18 protein-coding genes and 1 tRNA gene are annotated in these 20,421 nt (G+C 70.3%); 2 read left to right on the top strand and 17 right to left on the bottom strand.

The window, feature by feature from the left end:
• Positions 1-45 precede the first annotated feature (45 nt).
• From CTZ28_RS08085 to CTZ28_RS08095, 3 genes are read right to left on the bottom strand one after another with little or no spacing between them, the layout of a single operon-like run.
• A complete protein-coding gene (locus CTZ28_RS08085; RefSeq protein ID WP_183154299.1) occupies positions 46-948 on the bottom strand; it encodes a carbohydrate ABC transporter permease in 903 nt (300 codons plus the stop codon).
• On the bottom strand, positions 945-1,970 hold the full coding sequence (locus CTZ28_RS08090) for a carbohydrate ABC transporter permease (RefSeq protein WP_121888580.1): 1,026 nt from the start codon (positions 1,968-1,970) through the stop codon (positions 945-947). Before CTZ28_RS08090 ends, CTZ28_RS08085 begins: the two co-directional genes overlap by 4 nt.
• On the bottom strand, positions 1,967-3,295 hold the full coding sequence (locus CTZ28_RS08095) for an ABC transporter substrate-binding protein (RefSeq protein ID WP_121888581.1): 1,329 nt from the start codon (positions 3,293-3,295) through the stop codon (positions 1,967-1,969). The genes CTZ28_RS08090 and CTZ28_RS08095 overlap by 4 nt, the downstream gene beginning before the upstream one ends.
• Positions 3,296-3,625: 330 nt before the next feature.
• On the opposite strand from CTZ28_RS08095, the gene CTZ28_RS08100 reads away from it, so the two are divergent.
• Entirely contained in the window at positions 3,626-4,681 is a 1,056-nt protein-coding gene (locus CTZ28_RS08100) for a LacI family DNA-binding transcriptional regulator (RefSeq protein ID WP_121888582.1), read from the top strand.
• Positions 4,682-4,719: 38 nt separating this feature from the next.
• Here CTZ28_RS08100 and CTZ28_RS46860 read toward each other — a convergent pair whose 3' ends face one another.
• The 5 genes from CTZ28_RS46860 to CTZ28_RS48075 all read right to left on the bottom strand — a co-directional run bounded on the left by CTZ28_RS46860 (position 4,720) and on the right by CTZ28_RS48075 (position 8,143).
• Entirely contained in the window at positions 4,720-4,881 is a 162-nt protein-coding gene (locus tag CTZ28_RS46860) for a hypothetical protein (RefSeq protein ID WP_183154300.1), read from the bottom strand.
• A gap of 362 nt (positions 4,882-5,243) precedes the next feature.
• Positions 5,244-5,316, bottom strand: a tRNA-His gene (locus tag CTZ28_RS08105).
• A 152-nt stretch (positions 5,317-5,468) separates the two neighbouring features.
• On the bottom strand, positions 5,469-6,074 hold the full coding sequence (orn, locus tag CTZ28_RS08110) for an oligoribonuclease (RefSeq protein ID WP_121888583.1): 606 nt from the start codon (positions 6,072-6,074) through the stop codon (positions 5,469-5,471).
• A gap of 140 nt (positions 6,075-6,214) precedes the next feature.
• Positions 6,215-7,420 (bottom strand): helix-turn-helix domain-containing protein, encoded by a 1,206-nt coding sequence (locus CTZ28_RS08115; protein ID WP_121888584.1) that lies wholly within the window; start codon positions 7,418-7,420, stop codon positions 6,215-6,217.
• A 378-nt stretch (positions 7,421-7,798) separates the two neighbouring features.
• Positions 7,799-8,143, bottom strand: a complete 345-nt coding sequence (locus tag CTZ28_RS48075; protein WP_259471505.1) for a hypothetical protein — start codon at positions 8,141-8,143, stop codon at positions 7,799-7,801.
• A gap of 305 nt (positions 8,144-8,448) precedes the next feature.
• Between CTZ28_RS48075 and CTZ28_RS08125 the strand changes: the two genes are divergently transcribed.
• A complete protein-coding gene (locus CTZ28_RS08125) occupies positions 8,449-8,976 on the top strand; it encodes a universal stress protein (RefSeq protein ID WP_121888585.1) in 528 nt (175 codons plus the stop codon).
• Positions 8,977-9,145: 169 nt separating this feature from the next.
• Here the strand turns inward: CTZ28_RS08125 and glmS are convergent, their stop codons facing one another.
• From glmS to CTZ28_RS08170, 9 genes are all read right to left on the bottom strand, one after another.
• Positions 9,146-10,963, bottom strand: a complete 1,818-nt coding sequence (glmS, locus tag CTZ28_RS08130; RefSeq protein WP_121888586.1) for a glutamine--fructose-6-phosphate transaminase (isomerizing) — start codon at positions 10,961-10,963, stop codon at positions 9,146-9,148.
• Between the two features lie 51 nt (positions 10,964-11,014).
• Positions 11,015-11,272 (bottom strand): hypothetical protein, encoded by a 258-nt coding sequence (locus tag CTZ28_RS08135; protein WP_121888587.1) that lies wholly within the window; start codon positions 11,270-11,272, stop codon positions 11,015-11,017.
• 126 nt (positions 11,273-11,398) lie between these two features.
• Positions 11,399-12,292 carry a DUF4429 domain-containing protein gene (locus CTZ28_RS08140; protein WP_121888588.1) on the bottom strand — a complete coding sequence of 298 codons (894 nt, stop codon included), beginning with the start codon at positions 12,290-12,292 and terminating at the stop codon, positions 11,399-11,401.
• 142 nt (positions 12,293-12,434) lie between these two features.
• Complete coding sequence (locus CTZ28_RS08145; RefSeq protein WP_121888589.1) at positions 12,435-14,204, bottom strand: IucA/IucC family protein; 1,770 nt, start codon at positions 14,202-14,204, stop codon at positions 12,435-12,437.
• Positions 14,201-14,725 carry a GNAT family N-acetyltransferase gene (locus CTZ28_RS08150; RefSeq protein WP_121888590.1) on the bottom strand — a complete coding sequence of 175 codons (525 nt, stop codon included), beginning with the start codon at positions 14,723-14,725 and terminating at the stop codon, positions 14,201-14,203. The genes CTZ28_RS08145 and CTZ28_RS08150 overlap by 4 nt, the downstream gene beginning before the upstream one ends.
• Positions 14,722-15,999, bottom strand: coding sequence for a lysine N(6)-hydroxylase/L-ornithine N(5)-oxygenase family protein (locus tag CTZ28_RS08155; RefSeq protein ID WP_121888591.1), 1,278 nt, complete (start codon positions 15,997-15,999; stop codon positions 14,722-14,724). Before CTZ28_RS08155 ends, CTZ28_RS08150 begins: the two co-directional genes overlap by 4 nt.
• Positions 15,983-17,449 carry a lysine decarboxylase DesA gene (gene desA / locus CTZ28_RS08160; RefSeq protein WP_121888592.1) on the bottom strand — a complete coding sequence of 489 codons (1,467 nt, stop codon included), beginning with the start codon at positions 17,447-17,449 and terminating at the stop codon, positions 15,983-15,985. The genes CTZ28_RS08155 and desA overlap by 17 nt, the downstream gene beginning before the upstream one ends.
• Before the next feature lie 611 nt (positions 17,450-18,060).
• Positions 18,061-19,107 carry an ABC transporter substrate-binding protein gene (locus tag CTZ28_RS08165; RefSeq protein ID WP_121888593.1) on the bottom strand — a complete coding sequence of 349 codons (1,047 nt, stop codon included), beginning with the start codon at positions 19,105-19,107 and terminating at the stop codon, positions 18,061-18,063.
• Positions 19,108-19,259: 152 nt separating this feature from the next.
• Positions 19,260-20,420, bottom strand: a complete 1,161-nt coding sequence (locus tag CTZ28_RS08170; RefSeq protein WP_121888864.1) for an acyl-CoA dehydrogenase family protein — start codon at positions 20,418-20,420, stop codon at positions 19,260-19,262.
• Position 20,421 lies beyond the last annotated feature (1 nt).

Genomic DNA, 20,421 nt, shown 5'->3' on the forward strand with positions numbered 1-20,421 from the left:
GGGCGGCGGTGGCCCGGCCCCCGGGGCTCCGGGGTCCGTGGCGGGTCAGCCCTTGATCGCGCCCTGCATGATCCCGCCCACGATCTGCTTGCCGAACAGCAGGAAGGCGACCAGCAGCGGCAGCGTGCCGAGCAGCGCGCCCGCCATGATCACCGCCTGGTCCGGCACATAGCCGGTGCCGAGCGAGTTCAGGGCGACCTGCACCGTCGGGTTCTGCTGGTTCAGGGCGATGATCGGCCACAGGAAGTCGTTCCAGGCGAACACGAAGGTCAGCAGGCCGAGCACGGCCATCGCCGGCCGCGCCGCCGGGAACACCACGTGCCACACCACCCGCAGACTGCTCGCCCCGTCCACCCGGGCCGCCTCGATCAGCTCGGTCGGCAGCGCCTGCACCAGGTACTGCCGCATGAAGAACGTGCCGAACGCGGTCACCAGGCTGGGCAGAACGACCGTCTGCAACTGGTTCGACCAGCCCAGGTCCGACATCCACAGATACAGCGGTACGACGGCGAGCTGCGGCGGGATCATCATGGTCCCGATCGTCAGCAGCAGCAGGAGGCCGGAGAACCGGAACCGCAGCTTGGCGAAGGCGAACCCGGCGAGGGTCGCGAACACGACCGTGCTGACCGTGATCGTGCCCGCCACGATCACGGAGTTGACCATGGCGGTGCCAAGGCCCGCCTCGTCCCACGCGGACTGCAGGTTCGTGAACAGGTTGCCGCCGAACCACAGCGGCGGCGGGGTCTCGGCCAGCCGCCGGTCGGTGCGGGAGGCCGCGACCGCCGTCCACACCAGCGGCGCCAGCGAGACCAGCGCGAAGACCGTCAGCACGACATAGGTGACGGGGCCCGCGTGCAGCTGCTTGCCCGCGCCCATCACCCGGCGCCGCCCGCGCCCACGCCGCTCGGTGCCCGCGCCGCGCGGGAGGGTGAGTTCACTGGTGGTCATTGGGACTTCCTCAGGCGTCGGGTGAACAGCATGTTGATCACGGCGACGATCACCAGGATCAGGAACATCGACCAGGCGATCGCGGACGCCTTGCCCAGGTTGCCGATGATCCAGCCCTGGTCGTACATGTACAGACCGAGCGTCTGGTACTGGTGCTCGGAGCCGCCCTTCGAGCCGCTGACCCCGCCGAACAGCAGTGGCTCACCGAACAGCTGGGTCGCGCCGATGGTGGAGACGACCACCGTGAACAGGATCGTCGGCCGCAGCTGAGGGATCGTCACATGCCGGAACTGCTGCCAGCGGTTGGCGCCGTCGAGCGCCGCCGACTCGTACAGGTCGGTCGGGATGGCCTGCATCGCCGCCAGATAGATCAGCGCGTTGTAGCCGGTCCACCGCCAGATCACGATGGACGACACCGCGAACTGCGAACCCCAGTCCGACTCCCGCCAGTTGACCGGATCCACGCCGAAGAAGTGCAGGATCCAGTTGACCATGCCGCCGTCCCACGAGTACAGCAGCGTGAAGACCAGTGTTGCCGCGGCCACCGAGGTGGCGTACGGGGTGAGCATCACGACCCGCCACACGGTCGAGCCGCGCAGCCGGTAGTTGAGCAGATGCGCGAGCCCGAGCGCCGCGAGCAGCTGCGGCACGGTGGAGATGACACCGATGGTGAAGGTGTTCTTCAGGGCGGTCCAGAAGAAGTCCGAGGCCCACAGGTTCTTGTAGTTGTCCAGCCCTGCCCAGGTCTGCCGGTCCAGCGACGACAGCTGCACGTCGTGCAGCGAGTACCAGGCGGTGTACAGCAGCGGGACCAGCGAGAAGGCCCCGAAGAGGATGAAGAAGGGGGCGATGAACGCGTACGGGGACGCCTTCATGTCCCAGCGGTACAGCCGGCTGCGCCAGGAGTCGGCGCCCGCCGGCGCACCGCGACCGTGAGCGCCCCGGGCCGCGCCCGGCTGGGAGCCGGGCGCGGCGTCGGCACTCGACGCGGGCTGCGCGAGAGCCTGCTTGGAGCCGGTCACTGGCCGAGCACGTCCTTGATCTCCTTGGTGGCGGCGTCCCAGCCCTGCGTCGGGGTCTTGCCCTTCTGCTCCACCTGGAGAATGCCGATGTCGGTGATCGCGCTGAGGATCGGCTGGTCCTTGGCGCCGTGGTACTGCGTCGGGATCGTGTTCGCCGAGTCGGAGAAGATCTGCGTGATCGGCGCGTCGGAGAAGTACGCGGTGGTGGCCGCGGCCGGCTCCAGGTCCGCGTACGCCGACGGGGTCGACGGGAAGCTGGCCTGCTTGGCGAAGACCTTGGCCTGCTGCTCGGGCGCGGTCAGCCACTTCGCCAGCTCGATGGCCTCCTTCTGGTGCTTGCCCGCAGTCGGCACGCCGATGAAGGAGCCGCCCCAGTTGGCCGCGGTCGGGGCCGCCGCCACGTCCCAGTTGCCCTTGCCCGAGTCACCGGACTTCTCCTGGATGTAGCCCATCATCCAGGCCGGGCAGGCCACCGTGGCGAAGGTGCCGTTGGCGAAGCCCTGGTCCCACGGCTTGTCGAACTGCTTCAGCTTCGCGGACATGTTGCTGGTGGCCACGGTCATCGCCACGTTCCAGGACTTCTTCACGCCCGCGGACTTGTCCCAGACGACGTTGCCGTCCCGGTCGTAGTACGTCTCGGTCTCGCCGCCGATCGCCGCGTTGTAGACGGAGGAGGCGGAGTCCACGTACTTGGTGCCGGACGGCGCCTTCTTCATGTACTCCTTGCCCAGCTCGACGTACTTGGCCCAGTCGCCCTTCCACTGCGCGGCGAGCTTGGTCCGGTCCGTCTCCAGGCCGGCCTTCTCGAACAGGTCCTTGCGGTAGCAGATGGCCATCGGGCCGATGTCGGTGCCCAGCCCGATCGTCTTGCCGTCCTTGGTGGTGGCCTGGGCCAGCTTCCAGTCCAGCCACTGGGACGTGTCGACCTCCTTGCCGAGGTCCACGAACTTGTCGGCCTGGGTCTGCACGGCCTCGGTGATGTTGCCGACCTCGATGGCCTGGATGTCGTCGGCACCGGAACCGGCCTGGAGCCGGGTGAGCACCTTGGGCCAGTAGACGTCGGTGCGGGTGGTGACGTTCTCCTTGACGGTGATGTCGGGGTGGAGCTTCATGTATTCGTCGTAGAGGCCGGCCTGCTTGTAGCCGAAGACACCGAAGGTCCCGATGGTCAACGTGGTCTTGCCCTTGCCGTCACCGTTGCCGCCGCCCGATTTCGACGAACCGTCGTCGGAGTCGTTGGCGCAGCCGGCCAGCACTCCCGTAGTCAGCGCGGCGACGGCCGCGAAGGCCACCAGCCTGCGGGACCGGCGGGTACTCGTGCGCATTGAGTCCTCCTGTTGCCTGACGTGCCGACCCCCCGGCCAACTGCTCTGTTGGGCCCGTTCGTACTCGCTGCGGCTCGGGCGGGGAACGTGCGGGACGTGTATGTGTCAGGTACTGTGGGAGCGCTCCCACAAGTGATGTGTTGAAGAGTCGTCGGTTCGGGCGGGGGTGTCAAGGGAGCGGACAGGGCCGACTGCGTTCAGTTATCTGCCTGTTAACTAATCCCCGCCCGCCCCACCGGGGCCCCGACGACACCGGCGCACAGCGGGCTCCGCACGCGGGGCTGTTACATTCCACACCAGCCAGATTGCCGGTCCAGGGAGGCAGAGCCCATGGCAAGCCACGGAACGCGGGGGCGCAGTGGCCGTCGGCCGACCCTTGAAGAGGTCGCCGCACGCGCCGGTGTGGGCCGTGGCACCGTCTCCCGGGTGATCAACGGCTCGCCCCGGGTCAGCGAAACCACGCGCGCGGCGGTGGAGGCGGCCGTCGCCGAGCTGGGGTACGTGCCGAACACGGCGGCCCGGGCGCTCGCCGCCAACCGCACGGACGCCATCGCCCTGGTCGTCCCCGAGCCGGAGACCCGGTTCTTCGCGGAGCCGTACTTCTCGGACATCCTGCGCGGGGTGGGCGCCGAACTCTCCGACACCGAGATGCAGTTGCTGCTGATCTTCGCCGGCAGCGACCGCGAGCGGCAGCGGCTCGCGCAGTATCTGGCGGCGCACCGCGTGGACGGCGTGCTCCTGGTGTCCGTGCACGCCGACGACCCGCTGCCCGATCTGCTGGCCCAGCTGGAGATCCCGGCGGTGATCAGCGGCCCGCGCTCGGCGGCGGAGGCGCTCGCCTCGGTCGACTCCGACAACTACGGCGGCGCCCGCTCGGCCGTGGAGCACCTGCTCGGCCGCGGGCGGCGCACGGTCGCCCACATCACCGGCCGGCTCGATGTGTACGGCGCCCAGCGGCGTGTCGACGGCTACCGCGCGGCCCTGCGGGACGCGGGCCACCCGGTGGACGAACTCCTCATCGAACCGGGCGACTTCACCGAGGAGGGCGGCCGGCGCGCGATGGCCCGGCTGCTGGAGCGCAGGCCCGGCCTCGACGCGGTCTTCGCCGGTTCGGACGTCACCGCGGCCGGCGCCCGCCAGGCGCTGCGCGGGGCGGGCCGCCGCATCCCCGACGACGTGGCCCTGGTCGGCTACGACGACTCGGCCATAGCCCGCCACATGGACCCGCCGCTGACCAGCGTCCGCCAGCCCATCGAGGAGATGGGCCGCGCCATGCTCGACCTGCTCCTGACGGACATCGCCGACCGCCGCCCGGCGGTCTCCCGCGGCCTGGAACGCCGGCACGCGGTCCTCCCGACGGAACTGGTGATCCGCTCGTCGTCGTGACCGCGACGCATCCGCTCCCGCGGTGTCACCTCGCGGGCCTACGCCGTGCGCGACGCTGCCAGGGACACCTTCGGGTGCTCGAACAGGGCCCAGTGCTCCGGCGCCTCGAAGTCCGGGTGCATGGTCGGCTCGCGCCGATGAACTGCACCTTCTGTGAGCTGGCATTTGTCGGTGATCTCCAGCTCAAGGAACTCCGGCACGGACTGCCGGGTGGGGGCCGTGCCGGGGTTGACGTGCAGCGCGGCGGTGCCGGCCCGGTCGACGGTGGTGGAACAGGCGTGCCATCTGCTACCGCCCGGTGGGGTGTTCAGATTGTGGAGGACGCCCTCAGTGGGATGAGGTCGGCGTCGATGCCAGTGGTGGTGCCGGGGCGTAGGCGATGACGATCGCGCGCCCCTTCGCCTCAGGTTCAGCGCCGTTCGAACCGCACCAGCTCCCCGTCATCACCCACGACGGCCGTCAGCGTGGGGAAGACAGGCCGGTAATTCCATGATCGGTTCCCACGGTGCCGAGAAACGCCAGGGGCTGACCTGTTTTCCCAGGTCAGCCCCTGATCGGTGAGGGTGAGTGACGGGACTCGAACCCGCGGCATCCTGGACCACAACCAGGTGCTCTACCAGCTGAGCTACACCCACCATGACCGGTGGTGACCGGCCGAGAAAAAGTGTACAGGGTCCGAAGGGGTGCTCGCGCACGTCTTTCGCGGCGCCCTCGGACGGACGGCGGCCGACCCCGCGGCCGGGCCTCCGTCCGTGCCGGGCGTTCGTCGCCGCCCGGCCGCCGGTGGCTAGTGTGCCGCGGGCAGGACGTGTCTGGCCGCGATCGTCCTGGCGGTGTCCGAGTCGGGGCCCGGCTGGGGGACGAAGATGGCCTCGCGGTAGTAGCGCAGCTCCGCGATGGACTCGCGGATGTCGGCGAGGGCGCGGTGGTTGCCGTTCTTCTCCGGGCTGTTGAAGTACGCGCGCGGGTACCAGCGGCGGGCGAGTTCCTTGATGCTGGAGACGTCCACGATCCGGTAGTGGAGGTAGTCCTCCAGCGTGGGCATGTCGCGCAGCAGGAAGCCGCGGTCGGTGCCGACGGAGTTGCCGCACAGCGGGGCCTTGCCCGGCTCCTTGACGTGCTCCCGTACGTAGGCCAGGACCTGCTCCTCCGCGTCGGCCGGCGTGGTGCCGCCGGGCAACTCGTCGAGCAGCCCGGACGCGGTGTGCATCTGGCGCACCACCTCGGGCATCGTCTCCAGCGCCGAGTCCGGCGGACGGATGACGATGTCCACCCCCTCGCCGAGTACGTTCAGCTCGGAGTCGGTGACCAGCGCGGCCACCTCGATGAGCGCGTCGTCGGACAGCGAGAGACCGGTCATCTCGCAGTCGATCCACACCATGCGATCGTTCATATGCCTAACCTTACGGCCCGTAGCCGCTTCCGGGGCCTGCCGTGCGCGGAGTCACGGCGAGGCGTCGTGGCCGCCGATGCGCATCGGGGTCCGGGGCAGCGCCCCGGACCCCGATCCGTCACGTCCGATCCGTCACCGTGTCACGCGCCGGTGCGCGGCCCCGGCAGGCTCATCGCGGCGGTGCGCCGCGACTGCATCGGGACACCGCCGGCCTCCGGGTGCAGCAGGGCGGGCACCGGTCCGACGGGGCCGGCGAGTCCCGTCGCACCCGGGCCCGCGGGCCCCGGCTGCGACACCGTGGGCTCCCCGTCTCCCGGCCGGTCGCCCTGCGGCCTGCGCGCCCGGTAGGCGGCGCGGTAGGCGGCGGGGGACGAGCCCAACTGGCGGCGGAAGTGCCCGCGCAGCGCCACCGGGGAGCGGAAGCCGCAGCGGCCCGCGACCTCGTCCACCGAGTAGTCCGACGTCTCCAGGAGACGCTGGGCCTGCAGCACGCGCTGGGTGATCAGCCACTGCAGCGGCGCGCTCCCGGTCAGCGAGCGGAAGCGGCGGTCGAACGTGCGGCGGCTCATGTACGCGCGCGCGGCCAGCGTCTCCACGTCGAACTGCTCGTGGAGGTGCTCCAGCGCCCAGGCGACGACCTCGGCGAGCGGGTCGGCGCCGATCTCCTCTGGTAAAGACCGATCGAGGTAGCGCTCCTGACCGCCACTGCGGCGCGGCGGGACCACCAGGCGCCGGGCGAGCGCGCCGGCCGCCTCGTTGCCGTGGTCCGACCGCACGATGTGCAGACACAGGTCGATCCCGGCCGCCGTGCCCGCCGACGTCAGTACGTCGCCGTCGTCGACGAACAGCTCCCTGGGATCGACATGCACCGACGGATAGCGCTTGGCCAGCGTCGGCGCGTACATCCAGTGGGTCGTGGCCGGCCGGCCGTCCAGCAGGCCCGCCGCAGCCAGGACGAACGCGCCGGTGCACAGGCCCACGATGCGGGCGCCCTCCTCGTGCGCGCGGCGCAGCGCGTCGAGCGCCTCCTCGGGCGGAGGCGAGGTGATCGATCGCCAGGCCGGCACGACGACGGTGCCCGCCCGTGAGATCGCTTCCAGGCCATGCGGCGCGGTGAGTTCCAGGCCCCCCGTGGTCCGCAGCGGGCCTTCCTCACCGGCGGCCACCAGCAGCCGGTAGCGCGGCACTCCGGCATCCTGGCGGTCGATACCGAACACCGAAAGCGGTATGGAACTCTCGAAGATGGGGCCGCCGCTGAACAGCAGCACCGCGACGATCTCCTTGCGGCGTCGCCCGGATAGTTTCCGGGCAGCGGCTTCCGGCGCGGCAGTGGAGTCGTGGCTCATCCTGCTAAGCCCCCCTCGGTGGTCGCGGCTCCTCGGTTGTGTCGCTCCTGCACGTTTCCCCTTGGTCCTGCACGAGTCCCCCGCCGTAAGACAGTCAAGATCGAATCTACTGTGTCCCGCGGTGCCGCGGTGACCAGTTCGAGATGCGGCACATTGTCGACATGACAACTTGGCGTAAAGCATTCGATCACGAAGGGTTGCACTAGTGGGCCGTGCAGGGAAGTGCGCCTCGTCGCAGTGGCCAATCCGCGTAGGGTGCGCAGGGCCCCTGAGGCCCTTTCCGTGCAGGTGGAACGGGGGTTGGGGGGTGCTTGGCCTGCGGCCGGGACGGTGTCCAGAAGTTGGCTGAAAAGCAGCGGACGCGTGCACGGAAACCGGTCAGCTGACCGGTGTACCGCCCCGGGTGTGACGTCCGCCTCTTTGCGTGGCGCAACGCGTGGCGCCACGCTCGGAGCGGCGCAGCAGGACGCGGCAGGCTGCGGTCACGGCGGCGAGGCCGAACGCGGTGCCGGCGGCGCCGGCGAGCGAGGTGCCGTACCAGAGGAGGATCACCGGGACCAGGAAGCAGCTGAAGGCCGCCCAGCGGACGACGTCGGTCGCCGTGTCCGAGGCGGACGGGGTGGGCGGGGTGGGCGGTGTGGCGGGCGTCGGTGGGGCGGATCGGGCGGGTGCGGCCGGCGGGCGCGCGCGATGTGCCCCGGTGCGGGCGACGGGTCCTGGCATGCGTGCTCCCTGTGGCGTGGTTCACGCTGATCAACGCGTGTTCGGCCGGTCGGTCACTGTGGGGGTGACCTGCGGGCGGTCACGTAACGGAATCCTGTGCAAACCGCCTGTACAGCCCACCAAGCATTGCGTTACGGGCGCGCCTCGTGCATGCTCCCTGGAACCCCGCGGAGCGCACGCGGGATCTGGGCTAAGGAGGCGTGCCGCCGTACCCTTGGGGGTATGGGGTTGGGAAGATGCTTCCCGGACACAGCTCCGCCGCACACTGTTGTCCCACCCACGAGGATCACAACGCCGAGACACCCATGGCCGGTCACGAATTCTTCGAACCCGCGGACCGCAAGCGGTTCGTCGCCGACCCCACGGCGGCCGAGCCCCTGGCGGCGGAAGAGTCACGCTCCTCCTGCGATCCCGCCTTCAAACACGGAGTGGTCGTCGGCTTCGACGGCTCCACGTCCAGTGAGCGCGCCCTCGCCTATGCGATCGGCATGGCGCACCGCTCCCAGTCGGGGCTGATCATCGTCCATGTCGCCAACCGGCTGCCCACCACGGTGTGGGCGGGCTGCGAGCCACCGGTCTTCGTCGACGTGCCCGATCACCGCACCGAGGTCCTGGGCCTCGAACTCGCCTGTGCGGACTATCTGGCCGAGGTGCCCTGGATCCTCGTCGAGCGCGGCGGCGACATCTGCCACGAACTCGAAGAGGTGGGGCGGGAGTACGAGGCCGACGCGATCGTCGTCGGCTCCACGCACGGTCTCGTGGGCCGGATCTTCGGCTCGGTGGCCGGCCGGCTGGCCAAGCGGGCGCAGCGGCCCGTGGTGGTCATCCCGTAGCCGCCTCACGGACCGTCAACAGCCCGCGTCGCACCGCCGGCTCCCGTGTCACACCGTCAACTCCCGAGCCACGGCCCCGACCTCCGAAGCCGGCTCGCCAACTGCCCCCGGCGGGAAAGGGCGGCGGAGCCGCACATCGGTACGGCCCCGCTGCCCTGTGGGGAGCGGCCTACTCCACCGTCACCGACTTTGCCAGGTTCCGGGGCTTGTCGATGTCGCGGCCCAGGGCCTTCGCCGTGTGGTAGGCGAGCAGTTGCAGCGGGATGCCCATGAGGATCGGGTCCAGCTCGTCCTCGTTCTTCGGCACGACGATCGTTCGGTCGGCCTTCTCCTGCTCCTGGTGGGCCACCGCGAGGATCCGGCCGCTGCGGGCCTTGATCTCCTCCAGGGCGGCCCGGTTCTTCTCCAGCAGGTCGTCGTCCGGCACGATGGCGACCGTCGGCAGGGCGGGCTCGATCAGGGCGAGCGGGCCGTGCTTGAGTTCCGAGGCGGGGTAGGCCTCGGCGTGGATGTAGGAGACCTCCTTGAGCTTCAGGGAGGCCTCGCGGGCCACCGGGTAGCCCCGGACCCGGCCGATGAAGAGCATCGAGCGCGCCTCGGCGTACTGCTCGGCCAGCTCCTTGATCTCCTCCTCCTGCTTGAGGATCTCGGTGATCTGCTCGGGCAGCCTGCGCAGGCCCTCGATGATCCGCTTGCCGTCGCGGACGGAGAGGTCGCGGGTGCGGCCCAGGTGCAGGGCGAGGAGCGCGAAGGCGACCGTGGTGTTGGTGAAGCACTTGGTGGAGACCACGCACACCTCGGGGCCGGCGTGCACGTACATGCCGCCGTCCGCCTCGCGGGCGATCGCCGAGCCGACGACGTTGACGATGCCCAGCACCCGGGCGCCCTTGCGCTTCAGCTCCTGGACGGCCGCCAGTACGTCGTAGGTCTCACCGGACTGGGAGACCGCGACGTAGAGCGTGTCGGGGTCGACGACGGCGTTGCGGTAGCGGAACTCGGAGGCGGGCTCGGCGTCGGCGGGGATGCGGGCCAGCTCCTCGATCATCTGGGCGCCGATCATGCCCGCGTGGTACGAGGTGCCGCAGCCGAGGATCTTCACCCGGCGGATCTGGCGGGCCTCGCGGGCGTCCAGGTTCAGCCCGCCGAGGTGCACGGTGGAGAACCGGTCGTCGATGCGGCCGCGCAGCACCCGGTCGACCGCCTCGGCCTGCTCGTGGATCTCCTTGTGCATATAGGTGTCGTGGCCGCCCATGTCGTACGACTCGGCCTCCCACTCCACGGTGGTCGGCTCGGCGGTGGTGCGGGTGCCCTCGGTGGTGTACGTGCGGAAGTCGTCGGCCTTGAGGGTGGCCAGCTCGCCGTCGTCGAGGGTCACGATCTGGCGGGTGTGGGCGACCAGCGCGGCGACGTCGGAGGCGACGAACATCTCCTTCTCGCCGATGCCGAGGACGACCGGGGAGCCGTTGCGGGCCACCACGATGCGGTCGGGGAAGTCGGCGTGCAGGACGGCGATGCCGTAGGTGCCCTCGATCACCCGCAGCGTCTCGCGGACCTTGTCCTCCAGCTTCTCGGCCAGGGAGCGGGCGATCAGATGGGTGAGCACCTCGGTGTCGGTCTCGGAGAGGAACTCGACGCCGTCAGCCTCCAGCTTGCGGCGCAGGTCGGCGGCGTTGTCGATGATGCCGTTGTGCACGACGGCGACCTTGTTGTCGGCCGACAGATGCGGGTGGGCGTTCACATCGGACGGGGCGCCGTGGGTGGCCCAGCGGGTGTGGGCGATGCCGGTGGTGCCCTTGAAGCGCGCCGGGACCTTGGCCTCCAGGTCACGCACCCGGCCCTTGGCCTTGACCATCTTCAGGGCGGGCGCCTTGGGGGCGGTGACGACGATGCCCGCGGAGTCGTAGCCGCGGTACTCAAGGCGCTGCAGGCCCTCCAGGAGCAGTGGGGCGACGTCGCGCTTCCCGATGTATCCGACAATTCCGCACATATTGCAGGTATCCCTCTGTCCGTGGCCGGTCGGCCGGCCGGCCGTCGGTTCTCAGCCGTAGACGATGCGCCGCAACTGCCTGAGCGTGAGCTCGGGCGGTGCCACCGCTCGGTACTTCAGATCCGCGACGATCCGTTCGAAGATCGTCGCGTTCACCAGGCCCTGGGCCTGGAGCTCGCGGTGGCGGCGACGGACGTAGTCCTCGGTCGTCTCGTCGAAATAGGCGAGCACGTCCTGGATCACCCGTAGCGCCTCGCCCTTGTCGAGCGTGGTGGACCGCGTCAGGTGATCAACAAGTTCGTCGTGCACCCGGTCGATCCTGGGGTATCGATGGCAGTTTCGCAAGAAACCTGCCCGATATCGGGCAGCAGACTGTTGAAACTCTTATGAGACGCTGTTTGGGGGCTGTCGCCCTCTTCGGTCGGCACCTCGCCGCTACAGGCGTTTGAGGACCGCCTGCTTGGCCACGCCGAACTCCTCGTCCGTCAGGACCCCGGCCCGGTGCAGCTCGCCCAGTTCGCGCAGCCGCCGCAGCAGCGCGTCGTGGTCGTCCGCGGCGGCGGGGGAGGGCCCCGGCGCCGGCGCCACGGGCGGCTGCGGCCGTACGTCCTGATCCGGCGCCCCGGCCGTCGACGGATGCGGCAGCCGGGCCTGCACGGCGGCGGCGACCAGTGCCATCAGCGGGTCCTTCTTGAAGCCCCACAGCTCCACGGCGTGGGGGTCGTACTTGGGCGGCGCCTTGGTGGCCGCGCCCCGCACGGTGAAGCGCAGATGCCCGTTCTCCAGCCCGGCCGCCGGCTGCCACTCCACGCCGGTGATGTCGGCGACGGCGAGGGTGCGGGCCCCGGCGGCGGCCTTGGCGTCCTCGGTCTTCCAGTTCCACTCCAGGCGCACCTGCTCCCCGTCGAAGGCGGCCGTGCCGTCCCCGGCGGAGACCGACAGCGGGACGGGCGGGCCGGGCAGCAGGAACTCGGTCACCGGGTCGGCCGGCACCCGGTTCAGCAGCAGGGCGGTGCGGACCTCGTCCGTGACGTACTCGGCGACGCCGTGGCGGTCCGGTTCGACGGCGAGCTGGTACGGATCGTGCGGCTCGGTGAGCCGGCCGCCGGTGGCGTGCAGCAGCGGATCGGCGCCGTCGCGCAGCCGGAGCCGCAACCGGCCCGACTTCCTGCCCTGCTCGAACGAGATCCCCGCCAGCGCCGCCAGCGGGACCACCCGTTCCCCCAGGGTCCGGCGGAGCAGGCTGACGTTCTTGTCCCGCCCCGGGGTCAGTCGGAGGGTGTCGCCGTCGAACACCCATGTGCCGTCCTTCTGGAGGATTTCCGCCATACGGGGATTGTTCCACCGCCGGCCGGGCGCGGCACCGAGCTCAGGCCCTTCGACGTGCCGCGCCGCGGCAGAGCGACGGGCACCCCGGAGGACCGTACTCCGGGGTGCCCGTCCGTCCGTGCGGGCGCGTCCGTCCGTGCGGTCAGCGCCCCGCGATGGGGTTCTGCAGGCTGCCCACGAGCTGGAGCGCGCCCGAGGGGTCCGCCAGGTCCACCATCTGCCGGTTGTCGCGCAGTTGGAGCCGGTTGAGGCAGGACAGGGCGAACTCGGGGGCGAACATGTCGTACTGCCGGAACCGGTCGGCGAGTTCGGGCGCCGAGTCCTGGTACTCGCGGATGACCTCCGCGACCGTCCCCCAGAAGTCGTCCTCCTCCAGAATGCCCTCGGCGGCCAGGTTCGCGGCGAGGAAGCGGAAGAAGCAGTCGAAGACGTCCGTGAAGATCGACAGGAGCCGCTGCTCCTCGGGGACCTCGACGCGGATGCGCCGCACCTCCGGCGGCAGCACCGCGTCCGGGTCCATGACCGCGATCTCCTCGGCGATGTCCTTGAAGACCGCGCGCTGTACGACGCCGTCCTTCAGGACCAGGATCACGTTCTCGCCGTGCGGCATGTAGACCAGGTCATAGGCGTAGAAGCTGTGCAGCAGCGGGGTGAGGTAGGCCCGCAGATAGCGGCGCAGCCACCGCGTGGGCGTCAGCCCCGACCGCTCGATCAGCGCGCCGGCGACGGACGCGCCCGCGTGGTCCACATGGACGAGCGAGGCCATGGTGGCGAGGGTCTCGCCGTCCCGGAGGGCGGGCACCGGGCTCTCCCGCCACAGCGCGGCCAGCATCTTGCGGTACGGCGAGTGGCGGTCCGTCGCCCGTTCGTACTCCAGGTGCCGGTAGCCGACCGCCGCCCGCTCGCGGATGACCGACAGGCCCGTCGCCCTGAGCACCGGGTCGTTGTCGATCAGCTGCGCCAGCCAGTCGTTGATCGCCGGGGTGGCCTCCATGTAGGCGGCGGACAGGCCGCGCATGAAGCCCATGTTGAGGACGGACAGCGCCGTCTTCACATAGTGCTTGTCCGGGTGCGAGGTGTTGAAGAAGGTCCGTATCGACTGCTGGGCCAGATACTCGTCGTCGCCCTCGCCCAGGCAGACCAGGTACCCGCGGGCCACCTCGGCGGCGAAGGTGACGGTGAGCTTGTTCCACCACTGCCACGGGTGGACGGGTATCAGGAGGTAGTCGGCGGGGGCGAGGCCCCGGTCGGTCAGCTGCCGCTCGAACCGGTCGACGGTCGCCTCGCCCAGCTCCTGCCGTACGAAGGACTCGTACGCGATGCCGGCACCGGCCGTGAACGTCGCCCGGGAGCGGTGCGCGGCCAGCCAGATCAGCCGGACGGGGCTCGCGGTCTCGGGGGCGTACGACAGGTACTCGTGGATGCCGAAGCCGAGCCGGCCGTTGTTGGCGACGAAGCAGGGGTGGCCCTCGGTCATGCCGGTCTCGATGTCCTGGAAACCGGCCCGCGCCAGCTGTGCCGAGGTCACCTGCGGCTTGGTGAGTTTGTAGCAGGTGCCGGACAGGGTGGCGGAGATCTCCTCCAGGTACACCGGCAGGATCTGGTCGCTCAGGCCCAGTGACCGCTGCAGCTCGATGCAGAAGTCCAGGGCGCCGAGCGGGAGTTCGGCGCCGTCGCGGTGCCGGGTGAGCGAGTCGGCGTCGATCTGCCAGTGGTCGAGGGCGCGGCGCACGGCGGTGAAGCGGTAGCGGGTCAGCCCGTCGTCGCTGGGTACGACGTACCCGTCCCCGTCCGGCTCGGGGGTGATCAGTTGCTCGTGCGCGAACTCGGCGAGCGCCTTGCGCACCAGCAGGCGGTTGGCCCGCTCCCAGCGTTCGGGGGAGAGATGGGCCACGGCGTCGGCGAGGCTCATGCCGCCACCGCCCGCGCGAACCGCTCCCGGGTGCAGAAGCTCAGCAGCGCCCGCTTCTCCGGCTTCTGGATCTCCCGTTCGGGCACGAACCCGACGGCTTCGTTCAGGGCGTGCACCGCCTTGTTGTGCACGTCCGGTTCGACCACGATCCGGGCGGTCGCCGGGTCCTCGAAGAGGTACGCGGTCACGGCGGTGATGACGGCCCGGGTGAACCCGTGCACGGGGGCGTCCGTGGCCGGCACCAGGAAGTGCATGCCGACGTCGCCCGGCTCGGGCTCGTACAGGCCGGCCAGTTCGCGGTGGGCCGGGTCGTAGCGCTCCATGAGGAAGGCGGGCTCGCCGTCCAGCAGGCCCAGCAGGGCCTCCTGGTGCTCGTCGGCCGCGATCTCCATGTAGGCGCGCTCGACGTCCTCCAGTTTCGCGTCCTGCATCATCCAGTACGCGGCCTTGGGGTGGGTGAGCCAGCCGTGCAGCAGCTCGGAGTCCTGGAGCGGGTCGAGCGGACGGAAGGTGAAGTTCACAGTGAAAACTCCTGGAACGCGATCGTCTTCTCGACCGGGTAGTACTCGGTGCCGAGCAGCTCGCGGATGATGTAGCTGTTGCGGTACGGGCCCATGCCCAGGTCGGGGCTGGTGACGCTGTGCGTGTGCACGCCCGCGTTCTGCAGGAAGACGCCCCGGCCGGTCACGTCGATGGCGTAGTTGCGGGCCACGTCGAAGTTGCCCTGGGTGTCGTAGCGCAGCCGGTCGCGGACGGGCTTCAGGAACTCGGGCTCGGTGTACCGGTAGCCGGTGGCGAGGACGAGACCCTCGGAGCGCAGCTCGAAGTCCTTGCCCTGCTCCTCCTGGCGGAAGGTCAGGGTGTAGCCGCCGTCCTGGTAACTCGCCTTCTCCAGAGCGGAGTTGGAGAGCAGGCGGGTGGGGACGGGGCCGCCGAGGTTCTTCTGGTAGAGCAGGTCGAAGATCTCGTCGACCAGGTCGCCGTCGATGCCCTTGAACAGGCCCTTCTGCTGGTCCGCGAGGCGGTAGCGGGTGGCCTCCGGGAGTGCGTGGAAGTAGTCGACGTACTCCGGGGAGGTCATCTCCAGCGTGAGTTTCGTGTACTCCAGCGGGAAGAAGCGCGGCGAGCGGGTGACCCAGTTCAGCCGGTAGCCGTGCACGTCGATCTCGCTGAGCAGGTCGTGGTAGATCTCGGCGGCGGACTGGCCGCTGCCCACCAGGGTGATCGACTCCTTGGCCTGCAACTGCTCCTTGTGCCGGAGGTAGCGGGAGTTGTGCAGGAAGTCGCCGCCCAGGTCCCGGCAGGCGTCCGGGAGGTGCGGCGGGGTGCCGGTGCCGAGCACCAGATGGCGGGCGCGGAACGTCTCGCCGGCCCGGGTGTGCACCGCGTACAGCCCGTCGTCGTACGTCACTTCGGTGACCGTCGTGCCGAAGCGGAGGCTGCTCAGTCTGCTCGCGGCCCAGCGGCAGTAGTCGTCGTACTCGACCCGCAGCGGGTAGAAGTTCTCACGGATGTAGAACGAGTAGAGCCTGCCCTTCTCCTTCAGGTAGTTGAGGAAGGAGTACGGGGAGGTCGGGTCGGCGAGGGTGACCAGGTCCGACATGAACGGGGTCTGCAGATGGGCGCCGTCCAGGAACATCCCGGCGTGCCACTCGAAGTCGGGCTTGGAGTCCAGGAAGACGCCGTCGAGTTCGGCGATCGGCTCGGTGAGGCAGGCCAGGCCGAGGTTGAACGGGCCCAGGCCGATCCCCACGAAGTCATAGGTCTTGGTCGGGGTTTCAGGACGCGCGGTCAAGAGACTCTCCCAGGTACTGCTCGGCGTGGCCGGCGATCAGGTCGAGGACGGCGGCGATGTCGGCCGCCGTGGTCTCGGGGTTGAGCAGGGTGAACTTCAGGAAGTGGCGGCCGCCCACCTTGGTGCCCGCGACCACCGCGTCGCCGGAGGCGAACAGGGCCTTGCGGGCATACAGGTTGGCGCGGTCGATCCGGTCCGGGCCGGTGACGGCCGCCGGGATGTAGCGGAAGACGAGCGTGGAGAGCGCGGGTTCGACGACCACGTCGAACCGGGGGTCGGCGGCCAGCAGCCGCCAGCCCTCCCGGGCCAGGTCGCAGACCTCGTCGAAGAGTTCGCCGATGCCGTCGGCGCCCATGGTGCGCAGGGTCAGCCACAGCTTGAGGGCGTCGAAGCGGCGGGTGGTCTGCAGGGACTTGTCGACCTGGTTGGGGATGCGCTCCTCCACCATGCGCCGCGGGTTGAGGTACTCCGCGTGGTAGGTGGCGTGCCGCAGCGTGGCGGCGTCCCGGACCAGCACGGCGGACGAACTCACCGGCTGGAAGAAGGACTTGTGGTAGTCGACGGTGACCGAGTCGGCGCGTTCGATGCCCGCGAGGCGGTCCCGGTGCCGCACGGACGCGAGCAGCCCGCAGCCGTAGGCCGCGTCCACGTGCAGCCACACCCCGTACCGGGCGCACAGCTCGGCGATCTCGGGCAGCGGGTCGATGGACCCGAAGTCGGTGGTGCCGGCCGTGGCGACGACGGCCATCGGGGTCAGACCGTCCTGCCGGCAGCGCTCCAGCTCGTGGGCGAGGGCGACGGTCCGCATCCGCTTGTCCTGGTCGACGGGGACCGGGATGACGGCGTCCTGGCCGAGGCCGAGCAGTTTCGCCGACTTTTTCACGCTGAAGTGGCTCACCTCGGAGGCGAGGATGCGCAGGGAGGCGAGCGAGGCTCCCTCCTCCCACGCCGCCCGCCCCGGCTTGGACTCCTCGCGGGCGAGCAGCAGCGCCTGGAGGTTGGACTGGGTGCCGCCGGAGGTGAACACGCCGTCGGCGGCGGGGCCGAGGCCGATACGGGCGGTCGTCCAGTCGATGAGCCGGCGCTCGATGAGCGTGCCGCCGGCCGACTGGTCCCAGGTGTCCAGGGAGGAGTTGACGGCGGACAGGACGGCCTCGCCGAGCACCGCCGGGATCACCACCGGGCAGTTGAGGTGGGCGAGATAGCGGGGGTGGTGGAAGTAGACCGCGTCGCGGAGGTAGATCTCCTCCAGCTCGTCGAGCGCCGCGGTGGTGTCGTGCAGCGGACGGTCGAGGTCGATCCGCTCGACGCGGGGGGCGAGGGCGTCGACCGTGACACCGGTGAACGGTCGCTCGGTGGTGGCGAGTCTGGCCGCCACCCGCTCGACTCCTTCGGTCACGGAGCGGCGGTAATGCTCCGCGGTGAGGTCATTGAGCAGGTGCGAGCGCATGTGGGGGTCCTCCGAGGGGACGGTCCGGACGGATGGGGAGAGGGACGGAGCCGAGCCGCGCGTGCTGAACTTAGGTTAGCCTAACCTAAGTAATCTTCGCGAAGTCAAAGTCCGGCCCCTCCCGTGACTGCCGTCACTTCAGCGGTGGTTGCTCCACCGCGCGCATGCCGCGGCACCGGTGTGCGGCTCCGCCGGCCGGCGGGGACTCGGGACGGCCGGGGCGGCGGGCATCGCGGTCCCGTCGCCCCGCGCGGCACGACCGGATCGGTGTCCTCGGGCGCGCGGAAGCGGATCGTGCGGTGGTCGGCCATCGTGGCAGGCGGGGCCCGCTGTGCCCGGCTCGGCGCCGTGCGTGGCGAAGTCGAGGAAACGGTGGTGAGGCCGCGGGAGTCGCGGCGCGCGCAGGGCGGAGGGGCGCGTCACCGCCCGGACGCCGTACGGCAGTTCGCGCCCGGCCCGCCGCAGGACGCCCCCGCGCGCGGTCTCGCTTCAGCGGGGGTTCCTGGGCCGTCGTGCAGGAGGGCAGCCCTCCGGGGCGCGGGGCTACCGCGCGAGGAGCCGCAGCCGGCCCGCACGCTGCCGGGTCGCCCGGCGCCCCCGACGGGCTTGCGTCAGCTGACCTTCTTGGCGTTCTCGATGGCCTCGGCGAGGGCGTCGAGCAGGGCGACGCACTTGTCGTACGACAGGATCGGCTCGGGGTTGCGGGAGATGACCTGGCCGGCCTTGACCGCGGGGAGCTTCTTCCAGGTGGCCTTGGTGATGTCGGCGGGCTGGATGGCCGAGGTGCGGTTGTCCATCATGATGATGTCCGCGTCGTACTTGTCGACGTTCTCCCAGCTGAGCGACTCGTACCAGCCGCCGCCCTGGGCCTTCGCCTGCTCCGGGGGCTCGACGAAGTTCACGCCGAGGGCCTTGAAGTACTCCAGGTCGATCGAGAGGTCGCTGCCGGAGACGTAGAACAGGTCCTGGCTCGCGGAACCCGCCATCACCTTGATGTCGGGCTTGGCCTTGGCGGCGGCACGCAACCGGGCGGCCGCTTCCTCGAACCGCTTCTTGGCGTCGGTGACCTTGCTCGACGTGATGTCGGCGCCGAGGGACTCGGCGAGCGCGAGCATGCGCTGCAACGGCTCGGTGAGCTGGCGGTCGTAGACCGAGATGCCCACGCTCGGGGCGCCGACGGCCTCGATCTTCTTCTTCGACTCGTCCGGGACGTACCAGAGGGTGCCCGCGTCGTCGAACATCGTGGAGATCAGCACGTCGGGGGCGAGGGACGCGTACTTCTCGATGTTGAACTGGCCCCACTCGTTGCCGAGGACGGTCACCTTGCTGACATCCATGTCGCCGGCCTGGACGTCGGCCTTGCCGTCCTTGGTCGTGGTCGGACCGAAGACGCCCTTGGCCTGGATGCCGTAGTCGTACAGCGCGGCGGCGACACCGACGAACGCCACGATGGCCGCAGGGGCCTTGTCGGCCTTGACGGTCTGTCCGCGGTCGTCCTTGAAGGTCCAGGGGCCGGACGCGGCGCTCGCCCCGCTGCCCGCGTCGTCGCTTTTCGCGTCGCCGTCGCCGCAGGCCGCGAGCGCGGCGCCGAGGCCGAGGGCGCCGCCGGTTGCGAGCAGTCCACGACGGGAGAGGCGGGCGGATCTGGCGTTCGACATGGGCGGGCTCCGCCTTCGTGCTAGGGATCACTGAACCGAGGTCGAGATTAGGTTAGCCTAACCTCAGATTCCCCCCAAGGGGTGATCGCGGGTGACCGGCGCCACACGGGCCCACCCGAGCCTTCCGCCGGCCGTGCGCACCGGACGCCGGGTCAGCCCGCCAGGCCCAGCTCCCGGGCGATCAGCATCCGCTGCACCTCGCTCGTGCCCTCGCCGATCTCCAGGATCTTGGAGTCGCGCCACATCCGGGCCACCGGATACTCGTTCATGAAGCCGTAGCCGCCGTGGATCTGGGTGGCGTCGCGGGCGTTGTCGACGGCGATCGTCGACGAGTACAGCTTGGCCAGCGCCGCCTCCTTCTTGAACGGCTCGCCCGCCACCAGCCGGCAGGCCGCGTCCCGCCAGGCGAGGCGGGCCGTGTGGGCCTTCATCTCCATGTCCGCGATCTTGAACTGGATGGCCTGGTTGGCGCCGATCGGCCGCCCGAAGGCATGCCGCTCCTTGGCGTACCTCACCGACTCGTCCACACAGCCCTGCGCGAGACCGGTCGCCAGCGCCGCGATGGCGATGCGGCCCTCGTCGAGGATCCGCAGGAACTGCGCGTAGCCGCGGCCCTCCTCGCCGAGCAGGTTGGCCGCCGGGACCCGGACGTCCACGAACGACAGCTCGCGGGTGTCCGAGGCGTTCCAGCCGACCTTCGAGTACGGGGCCGCGACCGTGAAGCCCGGGGTGCCGGACGGCACGATGATCGCGGAGATCAGCGGCCTGCCGTCCGGGGTGCGGCCCGTCACCGCAGTGACCGTCACCAGACCCGTGATGTCCGTGCCCGAGTTGGTGATGAAGCACTTCGAGCCGTTGATCACCCATTCGCCGGTGTCCGGGTCGAGCCGGGCCGTGGTGCGCGTCGCGCCCGCGTCCGAGCCGCCGTCCGGCTCCGTGAGCCCGAACGCGCCCAGGATCTCGCCCGCGCACAGCCGCGGCAGCCACGCGCGCTTCTGCGCCTCGGTGCCGAACAGATGGACCGGCATCGCGCCCAGCGAGACCCCGGCCTCCAGCGTGATGGCCACGGACGAGTCGACCCGGGCCAGCTCCTCGAGGACCAGGCCCAGCGCCAGGTAGTCGCCGCCCATGCCGCCGTACTCCTCCGGGAACGGCAGCCCGAACAGACCCATGCGGCCCATCTCGCGGACGATCTCGTACGGGAACTCGTGCCGCTCGTAGTAGTCGCCGATCTTCGGCGCCACCACGTCGTGCGCGAACTCCTCCACCGTGCGGCGGAGTTCCTCCAGCTCGGGGCTGAGACGGTGGTCCATG

It is taken from the genome of Streptomyces shenzhenensis (assembly GCF_003688995.1).
GTDB classification, from domain to species: domain Bacteria; phylum Actinomycetota; class Actinomycetes; order Streptomycetales; family Streptomycetaceae; genus Streptomyces; species Streptomyces shenzhenensis_A.

Coding starts and splice junctions, on each gene's coding strand:
- CTZ28_RS08100 (WP_121888582.1), top strand. CDS start 3,626: ATGGCAAGCCACGGAACGCGGGGGCGCAGTGGCCGTCGGCCGACCCTT.
- CTZ28_RS48075 (WP_259471505.1), bottom strand. CDS start 8,143: ATGCCAGGACCCGTCGCCCGCACCGGGGCACATCGCGCGCGCCCGCCG.
- CTZ28_RS08145 (WP_121888589.1), bottom strand. CDS start 14,204: ATGAGCCTCGCCGACGCCGTGGCCCATCTCTCCCCCGAACGCTGGGAG.
- CTZ28_RS08115 (WP_121888584.1), bottom strand. CDS start 7,420: ATGAGCCACGACTCCACTGCCGCGCCGGAAGCCGCTGCCCGGAAACTA.
- orn (WP_121888583.1), bottom strand. CDS start 6,074: ATGAACGATCGCATGGTGTGGATCGACTGCGAGATGACCGGTCTCTCG.
- CTZ28_RS08085 (WP_183154299.1), bottom strand. CDS start 948: ATGACCACCAGTGAACTCACCCTCCCGCGCGGCGCGGGCACCGAGCGG.
- CTZ28_RS08170 (WP_121888864.1), bottom strand. CDS start 20,420: ATGGACCACCGTCTCAGCCCCGAGCTGGAGGAACTCCGCCGCACGGTG.
- CTZ28_RS08140 (WP_121888588.1), bottom strand. CDS start 12,292: ATGGCGGAAATCCTCCAGAAGGACGGCACATGGGTGTTCGACGGCGAC.
- desA (WP_121888592.1), bottom strand. CDS start 17,449: ATGCGCTCGCACCTGCTCAATGACCTCACCGCGGAGCATTACCGCCGC.
- CTZ28_RS08165 (WP_121888593.1), bottom strand. CDS start 19,107: ATGTCGAACGCCAGATCCGCCCGCCTCTCCCGTCGTGGACTGCTCGCA.
- CTZ28_RS08095 (WP_121888581.1), bottom strand. CDS start 3,295: ATGCGCACGAGTACCCGCCGGTCCCGCAGGCTGGTGGCCTTCGCGGCC.
- CTZ28_RS08125 (WP_121888585.1), top strand. CDS start 8,449: ATGGCCGGTCACGAATTCTTCGAACCCGCGGACCGCAAGCGGTTCGTC.
- glmS (WP_121888586.1), bottom strand. CDS start 10,963: ATGTGCGGAATTGTCGGATACATCGGGAAGCGCGACGTCGCCCCACTG.